This is a genomic window from Spirosoma knui, from assembly GCF_054780635.1.
In genome coordinates this window covers 60,516-81,715 of sequence record NZ_BAAGVY010000009.1, presented here as the reverse complement: position 1 = coordinate 81,715, position 21,200 = coordinate 60,516, and the positions used below count along the sequence as shown (strand labels likewise).

17 protein-coding genes and 1 riboswitch are annotated in these 21,200 nt (G+C 51.1%); of the genes, 13 read left to right on the top strand and 4 right to left on the bottom strand.

Annotation, left to right across the window (positions count from 1 at the left end):
* The first annotated feature begins 29 nt into the window (after positions 1-29).
* The 8 genes from ACYVIY_RS18470 (at position 30) to ACYVIY_RS18435 (ending at position 10,634) form a co-directional block, all read left to right on the top strand.
* Positions 30-1,004 (top strand): hypothetical protein, encoded by a 975-nt coding sequence (locus ACYVIY_RS18470; RefSeq protein ID WP_460977868.1) that lies wholly within the window; start codon positions 30-32, stop codon positions 1,002-1,004.
* Positions 1,005-1,059: 55 nt separating this feature from the next.
* Positions 1,060-3,285, top strand: a complete 2,226-nt coding sequence (locus ACYVIY_RS18465) for an outer membrane protein assembly factor BamB family protein (RefSeq protein ID WP_460977867.1) — start codon at positions 1,060-1,062, stop codon at positions 3,283-3,285.
* 11 nt (positions 3,286-3,296) lie between these two features.
* A complete protein-coding gene (locus ACYVIY_RS18460) occupies positions 3,297-4,301 on the top strand; it encodes a 2-dehydro-3-deoxygalactonokinase (protein WP_460977866.1) in 1,005 nt (334 codons plus the stop codon).
* Entirely contained in the window at positions 4,298-4,954 is a 657-nt protein-coding gene (locus ACYVIY_RS18455) for a bifunctional 4-hydroxy-2-oxoglutarate aldolase/2-dehydro-3-deoxy-phosphogluconate aldolase (protein WP_460977865.1), read from the top strand. The genes ACYVIY_RS18460 and ACYVIY_RS18455 overlap by 4 nt, the downstream gene beginning before the upstream one ends.
* Before the next feature lie 58 nt (positions 4,955-5,012).
* On the top strand, positions 5,013-6,344 hold the full coding sequence (locus tag ACYVIY_RS18450; RefSeq protein ID WP_460977864.1) for an MFS transporter: 1,332 nt from the start codon (positions 5,013-5,015) through the stop codon (positions 6,342-6,344).
* Between the two features lie 150 nt (positions 6,345-6,494).
* Positions 6,495-6,704, top strand: a riboswitch (cobalamin riboswitch).
* Positions 6,705-6,781: 77 nt separating this feature from the next.
* Positions 6,782-8,758 (top strand): TonB-dependent receptor plug domain-containing protein, encoded by a 1,977-nt coding sequence (locus tag ACYVIY_RS18445; RefSeq protein ID WP_460977863.1) that lies wholly within the window; start codon positions 6,782-6,784, stop codon positions 8,756-8,758.
* On the top strand, positions 8,755-9,855 hold the full coding sequence (locus ACYVIY_RS18440; protein ID WP_460977862.1) for a DUF5074 domain-containing protein: 1,101 nt from the start codon (positions 8,755-8,757) through the stop codon (positions 9,853-9,855). Before ACYVIY_RS18445 ends, ACYVIY_RS18440 begins: the two co-directional genes overlap by 4 nt.
* Positions 9,852-10,634 (top strand): Dph6-related ATP pyrophosphatase, encoded by a 783-nt coding sequence (locus ACYVIY_RS18435; RefSeq protein ID WP_460977861.1) that lies wholly within the window; start codon positions 9,852-9,854, stop codon positions 10,632-10,634. The genes ACYVIY_RS18440 and ACYVIY_RS18435 overlap by 4 nt, the downstream gene beginning before the upstream one ends.
* Before the next feature lie 127 nt (positions 10,635-10,761).
* Here ACYVIY_RS18435 and ACYVIY_RS18430 read toward each other — a convergent pair whose 3' ends face one another.
* Positions 10,762-11,265, bottom strand: coding sequence for a hypothetical protein (locus tag ACYVIY_RS18430; RefSeq protein WP_460977860.1), 504 nt, complete (start codon positions 11,263-11,265; stop codon positions 10,762-10,764).
* Between the two features lie 412 nt (positions 11,266-11,677).
* On the opposite strand from ACYVIY_RS18430, the gene ACYVIY_RS18425 reads away from it, so the two are divergent.
* On the top strand, positions 11,678-14,803 hold the full coding sequence (locus tag ACYVIY_RS18425; protein ID WP_460977859.1) for a PVC-type heme-binding CxxCH protein: 3,126 nt from the start codon (positions 11,678-11,680) through the stop codon (positions 14,801-14,803).
* 60 nt (positions 14,804-14,863) lie between these two features.
* A complete protein-coding gene (locus tag ACYVIY_RS18420; RefSeq protein WP_460977858.1) occupies positions 14,864-15,799 on the top strand; it encodes a hydroxypyruvate isomerase family protein in 936 nt (311 codons plus the stop codon).
* Between the two features lie 63 nt (positions 15,800-15,862).
* Here the strand turns inward: ACYVIY_RS18420 and ACYVIY_RS18415 are convergent, their stop codons facing one another.
* The 3 genes from ACYVIY_RS18415 to pnuC all read right to left on the bottom strand — a co-directional run bounded on the left by ACYVIY_RS18415 (position 15,863) and on the right by pnuC (position 17,969).
* Positions 15,863-16,171, bottom strand: a complete 309-nt coding sequence (locus tag ACYVIY_RS18415; RefSeq protein ID WP_460977857.1) for an isoamylase early set domain-containing protein — start codon at positions 16,169-16,171, stop codon at positions 15,863-15,865.
* A gap of 143 nt (positions 16,172-16,314) precedes the next feature.
* Positions 16,315-17,304, bottom strand: coding sequence for an AAA family ATPase (locus tag ACYVIY_RS18410; protein WP_460977856.1), 990 nt, complete (start codon positions 17,302-17,304; stop codon positions 16,315-16,317).
* Positions 17,301-17,969 (bottom strand): nicotinamide riboside transporter PnuC, encoded by a 669-nt coding sequence (gene pnuC, locus ACYVIY_RS18405; protein ID WP_460977855.1) that lies wholly within the window; start codon positions 17,967-17,969, stop codon positions 17,301-17,303. The genes ACYVIY_RS18410 and pnuC overlap by 4 nt, the downstream gene beginning before the upstream one ends.
* 133 nt (positions 17,970-18,102) lie before the next feature.
* Between pnuC and ACYVIY_RS18400 the strand changes: the two genes are divergently transcribed.
* The 3 genes from ACYVIY_RS18400 to ACYVIY_RS18390 all read left to right on the top strand — a co-directional run bounded on the left by ACYVIY_RS18400 (position 18,103) and on the right by ACYVIY_RS18390 (position 21,117).
* Complete coding sequence (locus ACYVIY_RS18400) at positions 18,103-19,296, top strand: Gfo/Idh/MocA family protein (protein ID WP_460977854.1); 1,194 nt, start codon at positions 18,103-18,105, stop codon at positions 19,294-19,296.
* Positions 19,297-19,441: 145 nt separating this feature from the next.
* The gene (locus ACYVIY_RS18395) at positions 19,442-20,224 is read left to right on the top strand and encodes an SDR family NAD(P)-dependent oxidoreductase (protein WP_460977853.1); all 783 of its coding nucleotides are present in this window, start codon (positions 19,442-19,444) and stop codon (positions 20,222-20,224) included.
* A complete protein-coding gene (locus ACYVIY_RS18390; protein ID WP_460977852.1) occupies positions 20,221-21,117 on the top strand; it encodes an ROK family protein in 897 nt (298 codons plus the stop codon). The genes ACYVIY_RS18395 and ACYVIY_RS18390 overlap by 4 nt, the downstream gene beginning before the upstream one ends.
* Positions 21,118-21,200: the final 83 nt, after the last annotated feature.

Sequence of the window (21,200 nt, the reverse complement as noted above, 5' to 3'; positions counted from 1 at the left end):
TTGTGAGGACTTCAACTTAGGCGACCACTTTGAAAAAGCTTCTTATTTCCGTTTGTGCACTATGGGGTCTGAGTGCCAGTACCGTACCCGTAGCGGAGTGGCCGCAGGCTGAACTGTCGAACGGAATTATCCGGACTACGCTATACCTGCCGGATGCTCAGCAGGGGTACTACCGGGGTACCCGCTTCGATTGGGCGGGTGCGTTCAAAAGTCTCACGTACAACGGGCACAGCTTTGTTGACCAGTGGTTTGAACAGTATGATCCCCAATTGCACGATGCCATCAACGGACCCGTGGAGGAGTTTGTGCCCTTAGGGTATGAAGACGCCAAGCCGGGCGATACGTTCGTCAAGATCGGCGTGGGTGTTCTCAAACGAGCCGATGAAAAAGCGTATGCATTCGGGAGGTATTACGAAATAACCGATCATGGTCGCTGGAACGTGAAGCCCTATAAAGACCATGTCGACTTTACCCACGAACTGAACAGCCCAACGGGCTATAGCTATCTGTATCGTAAAACGGTGCGGTTGGTAAACGGAAAACCTCAGTTAGTGCTGGAACACAGCCTGAAAAATACCGGTAAGCAACCGATCAAAACGAGTGTGTACAACCACAACTTTTTTGTGATCGACAAACAGCCCACCGGGCCGGGCATAGAGATCCAGTTTCCGTTTGCTGTTAACGGCGAAGGAAAAGGCTTTGGCAGCCTCATTCAACCGCAAGGCAACCGGTTGGTGTACACACGTGACTTCGAGAAAAAAGAGAATGTATACAGCGCGGGTTTGCAGGGCTTCGCGCCCACCGCGAATGACTACAACATCCGGATTGAAAATGTAAAATCAGGCGCTGGTGTCCACATCACGGGTGACCGGCCCCTGGAGAAATTAGTCTACTGGGCTTGTGCTACAACGTCTTGCCCGGAGCCGTATATTCGATTGGAAGCAGCTCCAAATCAGGAGGTGACGTGGCGCATTACGTATGAATTTTACGAAAAAGCAAAGTAGTGCGCTGCGATAAGCGCCCGCTTCGTATTCCTTAACCTATTGACGTAGTTACTACATGAATTTTATCGCAAAATGCGGGTGGGGTCTGCTGGTTTTGGGAAGCTATCTGTCTTTTAACCAGATCAGCTTAGACAATCCACGACAGACCGGTGATGATTGGCCAACCTACGGGGGAAACAGCGCTGGTAACCGCTACTCACCCCTGACTCAGATTAACCTCCAGAATGTAAAGAATTTAAAACCGGCTTGGACGTACAATACCGGCGACAATAGCGACCCAACGCAGCGGGGCATGGACATTCAGTGCCAGCCCATTGTCGTCAAAGGAATTATGTATGGTACCTCACCGAGAATGAAACTGTTCGCGGTTGATGCGGCCACGGGCAAGCAACTCTGGCAGTTTGATCCGTTTGCTGGTCCTGATAAGCGACCCAGATTTCATCCGTTACGTGGGGTAATGTACTGGGAAGACGGCGACGACAAACGGGTACTGTACACGGTGGGCTCGTCGCTCTATGCCGTCAATGCATTGACCGGTAAGCTGGTTGAAAACTTCGGCAAAAACGGTGAGACGGACTTGCACGCGGGGCTGGGTGATAAAGAAACAATTGGGCATGACGTAACGAACCTGTCGATACGCGTCACGACACCGGGTGTCATTTATAAAGACTTTCTAATTACCGGTTCCAGTGTTAACGAAGGCGGGGATGCGCCACCGGGTTACATCCGGGCGTTCAATGTGCGAACCGGCAAGCTGGCGTGGGTCTTCCGAACGATTCCCTTACCAGGTGAATATGGCTACGAAACCTGGTCGAAGGATTCATATAAAAAGCTAGGTGGCGCTAACTGCTGGGCGGGCCTGGTCGTCGACGAGAAGCGGGGCGTTGTGTATGCTGGTACGGGTTCGCCCTCGGTCGACTTTTACGGCGGGGCTCGGGTTGGGCAGAACCTGTTCGCGAACTGCGTTATTGCCCTCGACGCTAAAACCGGCAAGCGAATCTGGCATTTCCAGACCGTACACCACGACCTATGGGATCGGGATTTACCCTGTCCGCCGAACCTTATTACGGTAAGGCACAACGGCAAGCTGGTTGAGGCTGTCGCGCAAGCCACGAAAGATGGGTACGTATTTGTGTTCGATCGGGATACGGGTAAGCCGTTGTTCCCGGTCAAAGAGGTACCGGTACCGACCTCGCCCGCACTACCGGGCGAGCAGCCCTGGCCAACGCAGCCCGTTCCGACAAAACCCGCGCCGTTCGCTATGCAGGAACTGACGGAGGCCAACATCACCAGCCGTACGCCAGAAGCGCGGGCGTATGTGCTGGAGCGCTTTCGAAACAGCCGACACGGTAGTAAATACATGCCGCCCAGCGAAGAAGGCTCGTTGTTTTTTGGGTTTGGCGGAGGAGCCGAGTGGGGCGGTACCGCTGCCGACCCGAACGGGGTTTTCTACGTAAACGGCAATAACATGCTCTGGTGGCTGAAGATGCGCGATAGCCGAATGCAGGGTAAAGGCGTCGCCATGACGCGCGGAGCATCGCTGTTTAACACCAACTGCTCCGTATGTCACGGCATTGGCGGAAAGGGGAGTAACGAAGCAAAAGGAGCACAGGCTTATCCTGACCTGACCAATGTGGGCAAACGCCTAAGCCGCGATGAGATCAACAACATCCTGTCGACCGGGCGGGGACGAATGCCTTCGTTTCAGCACATCAATAAAGACGATCGGGACGCCATCGTTAACTACCTGCTGAACATGGAATCGAAACCGGCCGCGGTTGCCTCCGCATCGACCGACATTCACAGCTCGGCCGTTACGACACCGGTTACCGAAGGAGACGAGTTTCCCTATATGCCGCCGTATCTGAACAACGGAAACACCCAGTTCCGGGATCAGGAAAACTATCCCGCCATTAAGCCGCCCTGGGGCACACTGAACGCCATTGACCTGAATACAGGCGAGTATCTATGGCAAGTACGGTTGGGCGAATACCCAGAGCTAACGAAAAAAGGTGTTCCGCAAACGGGCACTGAAAATCATGGCGGCCCCATTGTAACGGCCGGGGGCCTGCTCTTCATTGCTGCTACGTACGACGAAAAACTTCGCGCTTACGACCGCAAAACCGGTAAAGTCGTGTGGGAGTACAAACTGCCCGCGGGCGGATTCGCCACACCAATTACGTATATGGTGGATGGTAAGCAGTACGTCGCCATTGCTGCGGGTGGTACTCGGTATGGCCTGAAACCGGGTGGTTCGTATATCGCGTTTGCACTGCCGTAAATGGATTAATTATGAGAAACTATCTGTTAGGTTGTGACTGGGGGACCTCCTCATTCCGGCTGCGCTTAATTCGTGTTCCTGACCTCCAGCTCACCGGAGAAATTACATCTCAGGAAGGCATTGCTCATACATATACGGCCTGGAAAACGCAGGGAGAGCCTAACGGCATATCGCGAGACGCTTTTTTCCGGGATCGGCTACAGAACCAGCTTAACCGGTTAGCGGCCAAGCTGGCTACAAATCTAGATGGTATTCCAATTGTAATATCGGGCATGGCATCGTCGTCGATTGGCATGGAAGAGGTACCCTATGCTACGTTGCCATTCCTGATTGATGGCAGTCAGGCCAGTACGAAGCGACTTGAGCGGCAGGACGGCTTTACTAACGACGTTACGTTGATTGCCGGGGTTCGAACGGAGCACGACGTTATGCGCGGGGAGGAAACGCAGCTGATTGGCTTACTCGCGCTGTTGGATACGTTGCACCATGCCGTAAAAGATGCGATCCTGATCTTTCCCGGTACGCATTCGAAGCATATTTACATTCAGCATCAGCAGGTCGTCGACTTTCAGACGTTCATGACGGGCGAAGTTTTCAAGTTGATGTCGGAGCATAGCATTCTGAAGGATTCAATCGCGCCGACGGGGCTGGCTACGTTCTCAGGCGATGAGCTAAGCGCGTTTAAGCAGGGCGTTCGGGAAACGAATTCGTCCATCCTGAACAGTTTGTTCAAGGTTCGCACGAATCAGTTGTTCGATAAGCTAACAAAACAACAGAACACATTCTATCTGAGCGGTTTACTTATTGGATACGAACTAAAAGCTTTGCTGGAACAAGACAGTTGGCCGTTGATTCTGTGTAGCGGAAATAACTTATACGACCTGTACAAATCCGCCATCGATGAGCTTGGTCTGGCCGAACGTACGACCACAATTTCGGCTGATCTTATTGATAAAGCCGCTTTTGCCGGGCAAGTGAAAATTTTTCAGAACCAACTCGTCCCCGTCAGCAAATGAGCCGCAGTAGTCAACATCCGTTTTCCTGGGAGCTATTTCATAAAGTGCCCCTGGTAGGTATTGTCAGAGGACTGAGCTTTGACGAGATTGATCAGATTTTACCGCTTTACCGGGAAGCGGGCCTGACTACCATCGAGATTACCCTCAATACGTCCGGAGCCGAAGAGATTATCCGGCACGCCCTGGCTAATCACGGTGATGGATTAAACATTGGAGCCGGAACCGTCTGCACGAAAGATGATTTGAAAAAAGCGCTGACTGCCGGAGCACAATTCATCGTAACGCCCATCATTAACAAGAAGGTCATCAAAGCGTGCGTGAAGCGTAGTGTGCCTATTTTTCCCGGTGCGTTCACGCCCTCTGAGATCTATACGGCCTGGTCGTTAGGTGCTTCTATGATTAAGGTGTATCCCGCTACGTCGCTCGGCCCCGATTACATCAAAGACGTGAAAGCGCCACTCGATGAGGTCAAACTGATGCCGACGGGGGGGATAAGCCTGGATAACATGAACGCTTACTTCGAGGCTGGAGCCGTTGGGTTAGGTGTGGGTAGCCAATTGTTTGATAAAACCTTAATAAAGCAAAACGACTGGGCTGGTTTAAAAGCGCATTTTAAACAGTTTGCCAGTAAGGTTCCGTCCGCTGTGCTTTAGCCCGTGAATCAATTCATTAGCCAGAGAGTCCCTAAACTCATGAAATAACCTTGTCTGTATGTCAACCCTTAGACTTAAAAATTACCGGTGGCTCATTGTTGTCCTGCTGTTCATCGCTACGACAATCAACTACCTTGATCGGCAAATAATCGGCTTGCTTAAACCCATTCTGGAAAAAGAGTTTTCGTGGTCGGAAACCGATTTCGCGCACATTGTCATGGCCTTCACGGCCGCGTATGCGGTAGGCTTGCTGCTATTCGGCTGGATAATCGATCGAATTGGTACAAAAGCTGGCTATTCGTTGACGATCATCATCTGGAGCATTGCGGGTATGCTGCATGCCGTTGCGCGGAGTGTTACCGGATTTAGTATCGCGCGGGTAGGACTAGGAATCGGTGAAGCAGGTAATTATCCCGCTGCGGTGAAAACAGTAGCCGAGTGGTTCCCGCAAAAGGAACGCGGACTGGCAACGGGGCTGTTCAACGCCGGTACAAGCATTGGCGTAGTGGTAGCTGTACTCATCGTGCCCTTAATCCTGAATCGCTACGGCTGGCAGGAAGTGTTCTGGATTACCGGAGCCCTGGGTTTCGTCTGGTTAATCTTCTGGCTGATCTTTTATGACGTGCCCGCCCGGCAGCACCGACTAACCAAGGAAGAGCATCAGTACATCGTCAGCGGTCAGACGTTGGGTGTTGAGGAAACCGATGAGGAGGGCTCGATAAGCTGGTTTAAGCTTTTTACGATGCCGCAAACTTGGGCTATGATTGCCGGTAAAGGCTTAATTGACCCAATATACTGGTTTTTCCTGTTTTGGTTACCTTCCTATTTTTCATCAACCTTCAGCCTTGATCTGAAGAAACCCAGTTGGGAGTTGATGATTATCTATACCGCTACCACGATTGGTAGCATCGGTGGTGGCTATTTATCGTCCTGGCTAATCCAGCGCGGCTGGCCAACACTTAAAGCCCGGAAAACGGTTCTAATCGTCTTCGCTGGGTTGGAGGTGTCCATCATCTTGGCACAGTTTGCCACTAATGTTTGGGTTGCGGTTGGTTTGATCAGTCTGGCCGTTGCCGTCCACCAGGCGTGGGCAACTAATGTATTTACGTTAGCGTCCGATCTATTTCCCAAGAAGGCGGTTAGCTCGGTTGTTGGTATAGCGGGTATGGCGGGTGCGGTGGGTGGAATTCTCTTCCCAATGCTGGTCGGCAGTCTGCTTGATGACTACAAAGCCGCCGGAAACCTGTCTGGTGGGTATAACGTACTGTTCACCATCTGCGGCTTTACGTATCTGGTCGCCTGGGTGATTATTCACCTGCTGACCCGAAAGGGTATCGAAGAAAAGCCAGTTGGTACAACGTATCAGGTAGAACAAAGTAAGCCTGTTTAATCATAGCGCCAGCTTCTATTAACTAATTAGCCGCGGGGCTTCGCGTCAGCCGTTTTCTCATACTTCTGTACGTATACTTAACCTGGTAAAGTTTAGTACCGGCCTTTCTGCATGGAAGTGCCGGTTTTTTTATTGCGCTATTCACTCTACCTTTGTGGCTGAGTTTTTGGTGCCTGATGTCACTTCGTGGTGGCTTTCACGGCTTAAAAGGGAAGTTGGTGTAAAACCGACGCTGTCCCCGCAACTGTAAGTCTTTTTACAAACCGGTTCAATCTACGTAGCCACTGTGTTCACAATCAGCACGGGAAGGCTCGAACCGGTGAGACAAGCCAGGAGACCTGCCAAAGATCATCCGCTGTTTTGGTGTTCGGAGGAAATGCCCTGACCGCGCGCCGTTTCGACTGAAACGGTTGCACACAATTTGAAGACAGTTCATTTTGTTGACACGAACCCTGCATCGGTGGGTGGCTCTACTGGTTGTTTGCCTGCTGGCGACTGAGGTTGGCTTTGCGCAACCCAATACAGTTACGCGTATGGAAACCCGGACGGATTCGCTGGCCACGGCGTCTACTGTATCGCTGTCGACGGTAACGGTACGTGCCATTGCGCCCGAGCGATTTCTGGCGGGGCAGAAGCTGCAACGACTTGATTCAGCAACCTTACTCCAGTTTCGGTTCGGGACAATTACAGACTTATTGGCCTTGAATACACCGTTGGCGTTCAAGAATTATGGGCCCGGTCAGTTAGCCACCGTATCATTTCGGGGAACATCGGCTAACCATACGGCTGTGCTTTGGAACGGAATTAACATCAACCAGCCAAACCTGGGCCAAACCGATTTCTCGACTTTACCCGTTGCGGGTTTCGATCGATTAGCAATTCAGTACGGTTCATCAGCTAGTGCCGTTGGGTCCGATGCTGTGGGAGGAAGTGTCTTGCTGGGGAGTAGTCCAACGTATGCTAATGGCGTGACCGTTACACTCGGTCAGCAGTTTGCCAGTTTTCACAATAACAACACCCAGGTTGGTGTGCGTTACGGAGCGCCTTTAGGGCAAAACTGGCAACTGTCTGGTAAAACGTTTGCCTATCGAAACCAATACAACAACGCCTATCCGTATAGCGAACGCCGGAATTACTTCGTCGAGCAATCGACGACGGCCCAGCGAGGGTTCGTGCAGGACCTGTATTTTCAGCACAAGAACGGCAAGCAGATTTCGGTGAATACCTGGCTGTCGGATAATGATCTGATCGTAAGTCCGCAGGATATTATCGCCCGCGAACGGACTAGAACGCAATCGGCGCGTCTGCTAACGACCTACGAAGCAAATTGGCTGACCCTTCGGTTAGGCTGGATTCGTGATGTGTACGACTACGCGAAAAGCAATTTTGATGCGCCGAGCCACACGCAAACCGACCGGTTTGTGGGCCGCGTCGAACGTGAGTTTAAATTAATGCCAACCAACGTAAATGCGCAGTTAAATCTGCGGGTTGGGGGCGAGTTGTCCCACTATCGCACGCTGACGGATGGCTATGGCGGGCAGCTTATCACAGAAAATAGGGGTGATTTGTATGCATTGCTGCGCTATGAAACCACGCGCTGGCTCGTTTCGGCTAACCTTCGGCAGGCGTTTGTGACTCATTTCAACCCGCCCCTAACGCCTTCGCTTGGCGCTGAGTACCGGCTTATACAACGTAACGAGTTTGCACTGACGGCGAAAGCCTCAATCAGTCGTAGTTACCGCGTGCCGACTTTAAATGAGCGCTACTGGCAAAACCTGGGCAATCCAAACCTGCTTCCAGAGGATGGATTTAATGTAGAGGGAGGAGTAGCCGCCAAAGCCAGCTTAACCGAAACGATAAGCCTGACCGCCGAAGCAACCGCCTATCGGAACCGCGTTGATAACTGGTCGTATTGGAATCCCGACTATGGCTATCGCGTCGAGAATCTTCAGCTGGTTGTGGCGCGGGGTGGAGAGCTCACCACAACGGTTGCCTACGCACATGGGCCCTGGCTGGCGGGGGTTCGAGTGGGTTATGCGCTCACGCGCTCTTCGCAGGAGCGGGCGTATAGCACGTACGCGCAGGACGTCGTCGGCAAGCAACTGCCTTACGTACCAATACATACAGGCACATTAAATGCCTATCTGCAACGTGGCCGCACGCGTCTGACGGTGCAGACACAAGCCAATTCTCGTCGCTACATTACGTTCGATGAGAGTCAGTATTTCAAAGGCGCTACGTTAACGAACGTGTTGCTCGAAAGTGCCGTAAAGCTTGGTCCCATACCTATCCGAGTGCAGGGCCAGATCAATAACGTATTTGATGCGCTGGCGTTCAGCGTTAAACGGAATGCGATGCCTGGACGAAACGTAGCCGTAAATATCATTATCAATTTATCTTCCAACACACAATGAAAAAGCAAGCAACCAGAAGCATCGTGGCAGTAGTAGTGGCCCTGAGCGCGTGGAACTGTAAAACCACAGACCCAGAACCAACACCTTATGAATCCGGTGCCTTTATTATCAATTCTGGTAATTTCACCGACAACAACGGCTCCATTTCATTCTTACCCAAAAACTCAACGACTACAGCGACAGATATTTTTAATGCCGTCAATGCCCGAACGTTAACTGGTGGCGTGCAGGATTTCACAGAAATTGATGGCAAAGGAGTAATTCTGGTTGATAACAGCACCGCTGGACAGGATAAAGTTGAGCTAGTTGAATCGGGTACGTTTAAGTCTATACTAACGGTTAAAGCTCCCGACGTAGAGAATCCGCGTTACGTAGCCAGAGCTGGCGCGAACAAGGCATACATTACCTGCTGGGATGCCACGGGCGATTTCTCTAACTTCTACGTGAAACCCGGTTATGTGCTGGTGATGGATCTGGCCTCTCGGACAGTAACGAAGAAGATTTCGGTTACGAAGGGTGCTGAGAATATTGTCGTGGTGGGTAACGAAGCGTTTGTCGGCAGCGCTGGTGGCGAACGTACCATTACGGTGATCAATACCGAAACTGATGAGGTAAAACAGCCGGGTATTGATGTCGGCGTTAATGCTAATCCACTGGCTGTAGATGCTAATGGCAAGCTGTGGGCTTATGCCTCGTCCGATAAGGAAATGGTTCGGATCAACCCGGCTAGTAAAACGGTGGAAGCGCGTTTTAAAGTGGGGGATCCGGCCCGATCTTCGCGCTCATTTGTGTTGAGCCCCAATAAGCAGGCATTCTATTTCGTAAACTCGTTCTACGACCCTGCCGATAACTTCAAAGAAAAAGGGCAAACCTATCAGTTCTCGGTCAACACCGGTACGTCAACACCGTTTCAATCTCGGTTATTTAGCGGATTAGGCGTCGATACTGCGGACCCAAGATATTCGGATGGTGTTGTGTATGCTGGTGTCACGCCTTCCTTTAAACAGGCGGGTTATGTGCTGCGTTATCAGACCAATGGCACCCTGATCGATTCAGTTCGGGCCGAAATTGCCCCGTCGAAGTTTTATTTCCGATGAGCCGGTATTCGGCCATCATGAACTGGAGCGGGGGCAAAGATTCGGCCCTCGCTCTGTTTCATTGCCTTCAGTCAGGTGATTACAACGTAGCAAGCCTGCTGACGACAGTTCATGATCAGCTTGATCGCGTTAGTATGCACGGCGTTCGAACAGACTTGCTAACGGCTCAGGCCGATCGGATAGGCATTCCGCTACAAATGCTACGTCTCGCGGGTGATGTATCGATGGAAACATATAATACCCGTATGTTGAATGCCTTTCAGACCGCTCGCGAGCAAGGTGTTACGTATGCTATTTACGGTGATATTTTTCTGGAAGACCTTCGGCAGTATCGCGAAGTGCAGGTACAACGCGCTGGCCTTAAAGGTGTATTTCCGATCTGGCAGCGTAACTCAACCGAACTCATCCATGAGTTTGTAGACCTAGGGTTTCGGGCGGTGCTCGTCTGTGTCAACGAAAAGCAGCTTGGTGCTGAATTTTTAGGGCGTGAGCTGGATCTCGACTTACTCAAGGATTTACCCAAGTCCGTTGATCCCTGCGGGGAGAATGGAGAGTACCATTCGTTCGTTTATGACGGGCCTATCTTTGTGCAGCCCGTACCGTTTGAGAAAGGCGAAATCGTTCGGCGAACCTACGCGCCGTCCACAAGCTCTGATGATTATGCTGATAAGGCAGACAGTCAATGGGATACCGGCTTCTGGTACCAGGACTTACGGCTACGTACAGAAAAAGTCGACCGGCCGGCAAAGCCAGCCGGCGAGCTTGACAGATATAGATAAACGATAATCAGTTCGATACCCTCTTCTGGGTGGGTATACGTGCGCACAAATGGTATTTTACCGGAATCGGCCAGCTGATACGACTAGTCGTATCAGCTGGCCGATTCCGTAATAAGCTATTTAGCAATTACCGCCGTGGTGGCGTAGTGGTTGAGCTGTTGCTACCGCTACTACTGTTGTTGCTATTGTTATTCCGGTTGTTTCTACGGCTATTGGTCGTGGTATTACTCATGCTGCCGCTGGTTTGGCCAGAACTGCTACTCGTGCCATACGTACCAGAAGTACTTCCGGTCCCCATGCCTGATGAGCTAGAACCGCTGGTACCATACGTACCTGAGCCGGTGCCGGTTGTACCCGAACCCGTATTGCTGGTACCGGTTGTGCCCTGGGTTCCATACGTAGAGCCCTGGGTGCCGGAGCCAGTAGTACCGCTCTGCGTGCCGTACGTACTCGAACCAGTCGTGCCGGTTGTACCTGATCCCATATTAGTGCTACCCGTTGTACCGCTTTGTGTAGTACCCGAGTTCGTTGTGGTACCCGAATTGGTGGTAGTTCCTGAGTTTGTTGTCTGTGCCTGGGCGCTGAATGCGGTCGCTGCCACAAATAATGCGCCTACAATTACCTTTTTCATAGTTGAGTTATTAAGTAAGGTTGAAATTAGTTGCCTTCGTTTTGTAGTAAAGAACAGCGAATGAAGTCTATTGTTTAAGTATTCTAATAAAAAAATCAATAATTCTCAATAGCCTTATTACCAGTGCATGATGCTACAAGCGGTTTGATGAAACAGCATGTTCTGCACTAGTTTCCCTGGAAATGCCGTATCGGTCCTGTCTGACATTGGTGTAACACACATGGCTAAAAAATACTGTAACAACCTTTTCAGCGCTGCAACTTAGATAAAGTGAGTAGGTTTCTATCAGGTAATTACTTCTCATACTGCACGTATTTGTAAGCTGAATTCGGTGGTGAATGCGTCGAGAGGACTCGATTTGTCACTAAATTTACTCGGCAAAGTACAACTTGTTTCTTCCTGATTCTGTACTATGAAATTTTCTCAATCCGCTGGTTTCTCTATACTGTCTAAGCGAGCCGTAGCGCTATCGGCGGCTGGCCTGTTGGCAGGTGGTGTGTTCGTCGGAGCGTATCAGAACCGCAACCTCAACGCTGCGTCAAACCGCTACCTGACAAGCCTGTTTGCCCAGCTTACCGACGATGATAAGCACGATCCAAAATATGCCGTTGGCAGCCTGAACGTAGCGCCGGGACTTGAAGCAACCTTGTTTGCCTCGGAGCCGATGTTGACGAACCCGACGGATATTGACGTAGACGCAAAAGGACGGGTCTGGGTGTGTGAAGCCTATAACTATCGACCCGCGATAAACGGTAATCCAACCCGAAAGGAAGGCGACCGCATTGTTATTCTGGAAGATCAGAACGGCGATGGCAAAGCGGATGTCAGCAAGGTATTCTTCCAGGATCCGAGTATTGAATCACCACTGGGTATCTGGGTACAGGGCAACAAAGTTATCGTGTCCGATAGCCCGAATGTGTGGGTACTGACCGATGAAAATGGCGACGACAAGGCCGATAAAAAAGAGCTTCTGTTTACCGGTATCGGCGGAGAGCAGCATGACCACGGGATGCACACCTTCGTGTTTGGACCCGATGGCAAGTGGTACTTTAACTTCGGGAATGAAGGCGGTCAGTTACTCGATAAAGATGGTAAGCCGGTTATCGACATTGCCACGGGTAAAGCGATCAACAAAGAAAATTTCAAGCAGGGCATGGTCTTCCGCTGCGATCCAGACGGTAAGAACGTAGAACTGCTTGGCCAGAACTTCCGCAACAACTATGAAGTAGCGGTTGACTCCTACGGTACGCTCTGGCAGTCGGACAACGACGACGATGGCAACAAAAGCGTTCGGATTAACTACGTCATGGAGTACGGCAACTACGGCTATACCGACGAAATGACGGGTGCAGGTTGGCAGGCAAATCGCGACAATATTGAACCCGAAACGCCACGGCGGCACTGGCACCTGAACGATCCCGGTGTGGTACCCAACTTACTTCAAACCGGCGCAGGTTCACCCACGGGCATCATTGTGTACGAAGGAAAGTTGCTACCGCAGCAGTTTCAGGGGCAGGTTATTCACTGCGATGCGGGCCCTAACGTAGTACGTTCGTATCCGGTGCAGAAAGACGGGGCGGGCTATAAAGCTGAGATTGTGAATGTCTTAGAAGGGGCTCGGGATCAGTGGTTCCGTCCGGCGGATGTGTGCGTGGCTCCCGATGGTTCGCTAATTATTGCTGACTGGTACGATCCAGGAGTAGGTGGCCACCAGGCGGGCGATCAGAACCGGGGTCGGGTGTATCGGGTGGCTCCGCCAAATTCGCCTTACAAAATGCCAAAGGTCGATGTAACCACGACAGAAGGGGCCATTGAAGCGCTGCAAAGCCCAAACATGGCAATCCGTTACGCCGGTTGGCAAAAGCTGCATGACATGGGCGCTAAGGCTGAGAAGCCGCTGGCGAAGCTGTATAAATCGTCGAGTGATCCGCGCATGCAGGCCCGCGCACTGTGGCTGCTGAGTAAGTTAAATAATGGCTCCAAATACGTCGAGACGGCGCTCAAGAGCGATAACCCAGACCTGCGCATTACGGCGTTACGTGCCGCGCGTCAGTTAGGAGCCGATCAGACCATCAAAGCCGTGAAACAGTTGGTCAACGACCGCAACGGCGGCCCGGCAGACGCCCAGGTACAGCGCGAATGTGCTCTCGCCCTTCGTCGTAGCACGTCATCCGAAGCACCTGGTTTATGGGCGCAGCTAGCCAGTAGACACGACGGCAAAGACCGGTGGTATCTGGAAGCACTCGGTATCGGAGCCGACGGGAATTGGGACAGTTACTATACCGCCTGGGTGAAGCAGATGAACAACAATCCGCTCGCTAACGCCGGTGGTCAAGATATAGTGTGGCGGGCTCGCACGAAGGAATCGGTGCCCATGCTGGCAAAGCTGGCTGGCGATGCCAGTGTCGATCTGAATCAGCGGTTACGTTACTTCCGGGCGTTTGACTTCAACCCTGGTGCTACCGAGAAATCGACGGCTTTGTTAGCCATCTTGCAGGAAAACAGCGGTTCCGTAGACGTAACGAAGTTGGCTCTCCGCCACCTCGATCCGGCTTTCGTCAAGAGCTCCGACGTAGCTGCCAGTGCTTTGACTAAACTTATGAACGATGTATATGGTACCCCAGAATACATCGAATTGGTAACCCGTTATCAGCCTTCTTCCGAGAACACCCGCCTGAAGCAGTTGGCGGTTCAAAAAGCGTTGGACGGTATGGGCCGTGATGCCGCCCGGCAATTGCTCAGGCAGCAGGGTGGCCCGATGGTTTGGGAAGTCGTTAACGGTACTGATCCCGAAGCGGCCACGAATATGCTTATGGCGTTACGTCGGGTGGGTAGTAAAGAATCGATTGAGATACTTAAAACCGTGGCGTTGGATGAGAAACGACCCACACCGTTACGTCGGGAGGCCACCCGTTCGCTGGGCGGAAGTGGCGATGGTGAAGATCTGGTTATTGCTCTGCTTAAATCCGGCGATATAAAAGGCGAGTATAAAGCCGCTGCGGTGCAGGGGGTAAGTGGTTCGTGGCGGAAAAAAATACGTCAGGATGCCGCTAGTTTCCTGGATGCGGGTTCAGTGGCTACAACCAAGAAGCTTCCGGCGATGAACGAGCTACTGGCGATGAACGGCGATGTCTCAAAAGGGCTTAATGTGTTTAAAACCAACTGCTCTACCTGCCATCAGGTCAATAGCGATGGCATGGACTTCGGCCCTAAACTGTCGGAGATTGGCTCTAAACTGCCAAAAGAAGGTCAGTACCTGGCTATTTTACACCCCGATGCCGGTATCAGCTTTGGCTACGAAGGTTGGGAGGTAAAATTCAAAGATGGCAGCACGATGTCGGGTATTGTGTCGAGCAAAACCGAAACCGATCTGCAAATGAAGTTTCCTGGCGGGGTCGTGCAGAACTACAAAATGTCGGATGTCGTCTCTATGAAAAAAATGGATTCGTCGATGATGCCCTCTGGCTTGCAGGAGGCCATGAGCACCCAGGAGTTAGTAGATTTGGTTGAATACCTAAGCAGCCTGAAACGGAAATAAACGTGTTTCTTTGCCTGCACACCTACGTAGGTGTGCAGGCAAACTCTTCCTTAATCAATTATGCAACGTCGCAATTTTGTAAAATCGACCTTAGGCCTTGCCGGAGCCGCTGTATCGGGTGAGGCTGTCGCCGGAAACTGGCATTCGCAGCCCACCTTGTTCGCTAAAAACAACTTCAAGCTAAAATATGCCCCGCACTTCGGCATGTTTGAAAACAGTGCTGGTAAAGATCCTATTGATCAACTGAAATTCATGGCTGATCTGGGATTTACTGCCCTGGAGGATAACGGCATGATGGGCCGCGACCCTGCGCTGCAGGAGAAAATAGGCAGTGAACTGGCCAGACTCGGGATGACCATGGGCGTGTTCGTACTCGACAAAGGCGGCAATTCCCAAAATACATTAGCCGCGGGCAAGAAAGAATATATCGACATTTTCCTGGATGGTTGCCGCAGGGCTGTTGAAACTGCCAAGCGGGTCAACGCCAAATGGACAACCGTTGTTCCCGGCGATTTTGAGCGTAACCTGCCAATAGGCGTACAAACCGGTAATGTGATCGACGCCCTGCGCCGGGGTGCTGATATTCTGGCTCCGGCCGGACTGACTATGGTGCTGGAACCGCTCAGCGATACGCCAAACCTGTTTTTACGCACCTCCGACCAGACGTACGAAATCTGCCGGGCGGTGAATAGTCCTTCCTGCAAGATTCTATTCGACGTGTATCACATGCAGAAAAATGAAGGGCATATTATCCCGCACATCAACTGGACCTGGAGCGAGATTGGCTACTTCCAGATCGGTGATAATCCGGGACGTAACGAACCTACGACTGGCGAAATCAATTATAAAAATATCTTCAAGCACGTTTACCAGAAGGCTAAGGCCGAAAACAAAGAGTTTATTTTCGGTATGGAGCACGGTAAATCGCAGAAGGGTAAAGAAGGTGAACTGGCGCTCATTAAAGCGTATGTAGAGTCGGATAACTTTACCGTTTAAGGAAACCGCTCAAAAAAGAAGACCCGACCAATTGGTCGGGTCTTCTTTTTGAGTAGATGTTGATTATAATACCACTACTGAGTTCTGTTCGTTAGAAACCCCACTAGCTACGTATTTGTCGGCAGCCGAATCATTTTCCCATTTTGAACCGTCCAAAACGTAACGGAATTGGTATTCGTTGCCAACTGGCAGCTCAACCGTAGTTTTGTAAGAACCATCTTTCTGCTTCTTCAATGCCTGGGCAGTAGGGTCCCAGTTATTGAATTCTCCGGCCACCGCGACCGTCTTAGCTCCATTGACGGCGTCAGCCGACAATTCAAACGTTACTTTTGCAATTGGCTTGCTTTTAAGGAATTGTTTGGCAACTGCCATAATGAATACAAAGTTTGGTTTCAAATGCAAAATTATACTATCAAAAAAATAAGATCATAATTATCAATAGGTTACCGGCATAAATTCTTTAAATAGTTCTAATCAATGTATCTTGTATTATACTTATCTACTTGAGATACAGACTATTCCGTTTGGTAATTCTCGTTCAGGTTTAACAGCTGATTGGCAATAACCCGGACGCTGGCTAGACGTTCTGAATATGAGCCGCTTACCAGCGAATAAGGCAGTTCTCGTTTATCGAGTTCGTAGCGAAACCAAGCCATCATTTCCTGTCTGCGGTGGCCTAAATCGCGTAGCCCATCGGCAATCCACGGTACGTCAATATCGAGTAATACGTATGCATCGTACGTTACCTGCTGCTCCAATTCATACAGAACCGGCGGAACCTGGTGGAGGTAGAGGTCGGAGTAAATCTGGGTCGTGATGACGTCGGTATCACAAAACAGAATCCGGTTAGCCTGCCGCTCAGCCGTTTTGATCGCTTCCGTTTGGGCGTACCCAATCCGGATAATATCGTCGAGTGTGAAATCATTGGAGGTGATCATGTCGCGGGCAACCTCCGGAACAAAACTTGTCTGGTACTCAGTGGCCAATACATGGGCCGTTGTGGTTTTGCCAACGCTTTCGGGGCCATACAGGCATATTTTTTTGACAAAATAAGGCCGTACTACGTCAGGAATATACGACCAGTATTGATAGGGGTGCTGCCTGATTTGCGTTGCGGAAACAGACACAAGTTGACGCGTCGGATCGAACAATACGTGTCGCAGACCGGAATGATGGGCTAGTGGTGCGCCGTATTCTTCGGAGGAGAAAAACACACTAACGTCCGGAAACCGTTTCCTGATGAACGCGCCCCAGAGCTTTGTCGCTTCCCACAATGGCAAGGTTGGATCATGAAAGTCGTCCGACTCGGCAACAACCTCAATGGTTGGGTAGGGGGCGAGAAGTTCCGTAAGCCAATCTAGCCGAAGCTTGGGATCAATGGGATCGGTTGGCGTGACGGTCATCGACACAATCAGACGGTCGCATTGACGTCGGGCAAACTCGATCAGGGCTAAATGACCTTTGTGAACTGGCATAAATTTGCCAAAAACTAATCCTGTTGTCATGCCGTCTGGGTGGAATATGACCGATATTCTTTGGTCCAGTGCCAGGCACCCACCATAGCGACAAAACAGAACACGAAGTACTCAACACCCACCAGCTTAACGCCTTTGACGAAGTACATGTACGTCAGGATAATATCGACCAGCAGCCAGACGTACCAACATTCCACCCGCTTCTCAATCATCAGGAACGTGGCCACAATGCTCATAACCGTCGTGAAGGAGTCGAGATAAGGGAAAGCGCTAGGCTTGCTGAACAGAATCGGAAACCACTCGTGTAAGTTGCTGGCGAAAGTGCCCAGAAGGACGGTTGCTATTATACCTAGTAACGTCCAGATCATTAACCTGCGGGAAGGCATTCGGGTGATTTTTAGTTCTTGCTTGCCGTCGGCTTCTACCGGTGCGGGGTGCGACCATCGCCACCAGCCCTGTAGGTTGGTGATAAAGAAAAACACTTGTAAGAACATATCCGGGTAGAGCTGGATCTGATAGAACAGAAAGAAGAACAAGACGACACTACCCGCGCCGATCGGCCAGCTCCAGATGTTGGCCCGGGCCGATAACCACACCGCGACCGCCCCGCTGACGACACCAAAAAATTCGAGGTAACTCATCGGGTAGTCCCAGACGGTAAAGAACAGCGTGTTGATATCAAAAAAATCGGCCATCGGGGCAGTATTCAGTCAGTGTTTCTCTACTTTAGTTCGCGGATTCAAGGCGCTGAATGTAAGTCTACGGATTTAATCCAGTGCCGTGAATTCCGCGAAAGTACGGATTAACCCTTTACCTAAAACTTTACGTATGCAACGTATTGCTATGCTGGGAGGTGGCTTTATTGGCCGCTTTTACGCCGATTCACTTCATGGTCAACGGAGCCGCGACAAAGTCGTAGCCATTTACGCCCGTCGGGAAGAAACCGCCAAAAAGTTTGCCGATGATTATGGCTGTTCCTTCATGTCGACCGATATGGAAGAGGTCATCGCCCATCCCGATGTGAACATGGTGTGCATTGCCTTGCCAAATAATCTTCATGCGTCAGCGGTTGAACTTTGCGCTAAGCATAAAAAGAACGTAGTGTGCACAAAACCCCTGGGCCGTACGGCGGAAGAGGCACTGCGTATGATGCAATTGGTAGAAGAAGCCGGAATTTTTGGGGGCTACCTTGAAGATTTGTGTTACTCCCCAAAGTTTTTGAAAGCTTTAGACAGCGTCCAGAACGGCGCTTTGGGCCGAATCCTCTGGGCAAAGTCACGCGAAACGCATCCAGGCCCTCACTCCAATTGGTTCTGGGATAAAGAGCAGGCCGGTGGCGGGTGTATGCTCGACTTAGGTTGCCATTGCGTAGAAATTGCCCGAAACTTCATCGGCAAAGATGTGAAGCCGGTCGAGGTGATGTGCTGGGCAGCTACCCAGGTGAAGCCGATCGACGCCGAAGATCACGCAATCGCGCTGGTCAAGTACGAAAATGGCGCGATCGGTCAGTTCGAAGTGAGCTGGACGTTCCGGGGCGGTATGGACCTTCGCGATGAGGTGATGGGTACCGAGGGTACGATCTGGATCAACAACTTCCTGCGCACCGGCTTTGAGATGTTCACAACGGGTAAAGGTGCTGATTACGTAGCCGAAAAAGCTGAATCGAACACAGGTTGGTTATTCCCCGTTGGCGATGAAGTAAACGATTTGGGTTATAATCACATGTTTACAGACATGTTTATGGCGGTAGAGGAAGGGCGTGAACCAGCCGAAACGTTCTACGATGGGTACGTTGTCAACGCGATTCTTGATGCCGCTTACAAGTCCGCCGAAACCAAGCAGTGGGAGCCTGTGCAGTTGCCCGTCTGGCGGGGTAAAGAGGGTCTAACCCAGGAAACAACCTTAACCGAATACGACGCTGACCACTACCTTATCAAGCAGGAAATGACCCACGACGGCCGCAACAAGCTTATCCTGAAAGAAAAAGCCAGCGGGAAAATCATCGAGCGCGATTTAGTGTAACGTAATTGGCGGAGCTTCTTCTGAGGCTCCGCTTTTGCTTTAATAATTCGACTAGACTACTACAGAAGCTTGCTGTGGGCAATCTTGGTGGACGTCGGTCTATTTCGTTTCTTGCGGTATAAATCAATTTGAGTCAACAAACAGAATGTGGTTAGAGAATAAACGTATTGTGGTGGTGGGTGGTACCACAGGAATGGGATTGTCGGCAGCCGTAGCGTTTGTCCGGGAAGGAGCACAGGTCGTTGTAGTAGGACGTAATCCGGAAAGCTGCACAGCCGCTGAACAGCAATTAGATGGCAACGGGTTAGCCATGTCGGGCGATGCCTCAGACCCTCAAACCGCCACTAAAGCCATTGCGCTTTGTCAGCAGATATTTGGTGGCTTCGATGGATTATATCACGTAGCAGGAGGTAGTGGACGGCGGTTCGGAGATGGCCCGCTTCATGATATAACCCTTGAGGGCTGGAATTACACCGTCAATCTTAATCTTACGTCGTTGATGCTATCGAACCAGGCAGCCGTTCGGGCGTTTCGAGCCCAAAAAACGGGTGGAGCTATTCTGAACATGGGATCGGTACTCGGGTCGTCACCGTCGCCAACCTACTTTGCTACCCATGCCTATGCTGCCGTGAAGTCAGCCGTTATCGGGTTTACAAAATCGGTAGCGGCCTACTACGCCAATGACAACATACGGATCAACGCCTTAGCACCGTCTCTGGTCGAAACACCCATGGCCCAACGAGCTACGAAAGACGATGCGATCATGTCGTTCACAAAAAGTAAGCAACCGCTCGATGGAGGACGTATTGGGCAGCCCAGTGACCTCGACGGAGCCGCCGTGTATTTTATGTCAGACCAGTCGAAGTTCACCACCGGCCAGATATTGACCGTCGACGGCGGCTGGAGTGTTAGCGAAGGGCAATTATGAACGCAATTGGTATAGATCTTGGCGGCACCTGGATTAAAGGGGTACTTATGAACAGCGATACCGGCGAAATTGTCAAGCAGCTATACCATCCTACCAACGGTGAGAAAGACCAAACTGACGTTCACTGGAAGCAGGCCGTATCGGAAACCGTCAAGGAGCTTCGTGATTATTCGGCCGAACCTGTGGAGTTTACCGGGCTATCGGCTCCGGGTTTGCCGAACGTAACCAATCAGTGCATTGCGTTTATGCCTGGTCGGCTGAGCGGTCTGGAAGGGTTCCATTGGGGCAACTTCCTGAACGCAACCGTTCACGTTGTTAACGATGCACACGCTGCTTTACTGGCCGAAAGCCGATTCGGTGTTGCCAAAGGTTGTCGGAACGTAGTCATGCTTACGCTCGGTACGGGCGTTGGGGGCGGTATCTTAATCGACGGTAAACTGTATCAGGGGAATTTCCAGAAGGCCGGGCACATTGGGCATATGACCGTAGACGCTGAGGCCGATCGGGATATAACCGGAGCGCCAGGTAGTCTAGAAGATGCCATTGGCAACGCAACAATCGAACGTCGGTCGCTGGGGCGGTTTACGTCGACCTACCAACTGCTCGAAGCGTATAAGCAGGGAGAGTATTTTGCGCAGTGGGTGTGGTTGACATCAGTCAGAAAACTGGCAATAGGCATTAACTCACTCATCAACCTGTTTTCGCCCGATTTAGTCGTGCTGGGCGGGGGCATCACTCAGGCGGAAGATGATTTATTACGCCCCCTGGCTGAATTTATGAGCTTGTATGAGTGGCGGCCGGGTGGTCAGGTCACACCAATTAAAATAGCCCATTTTGGTGATATGGCCGGTGCTATCGGCGCGGCCAGCTTCGCCCTTCAAAACCGGGTTTAAGCTGATTGATGCTGATTGACCTGATTGCTGATTAACTAATCAGACATAGTATGGGACATAAGCAGCGAGATAAGTTTGGCTTA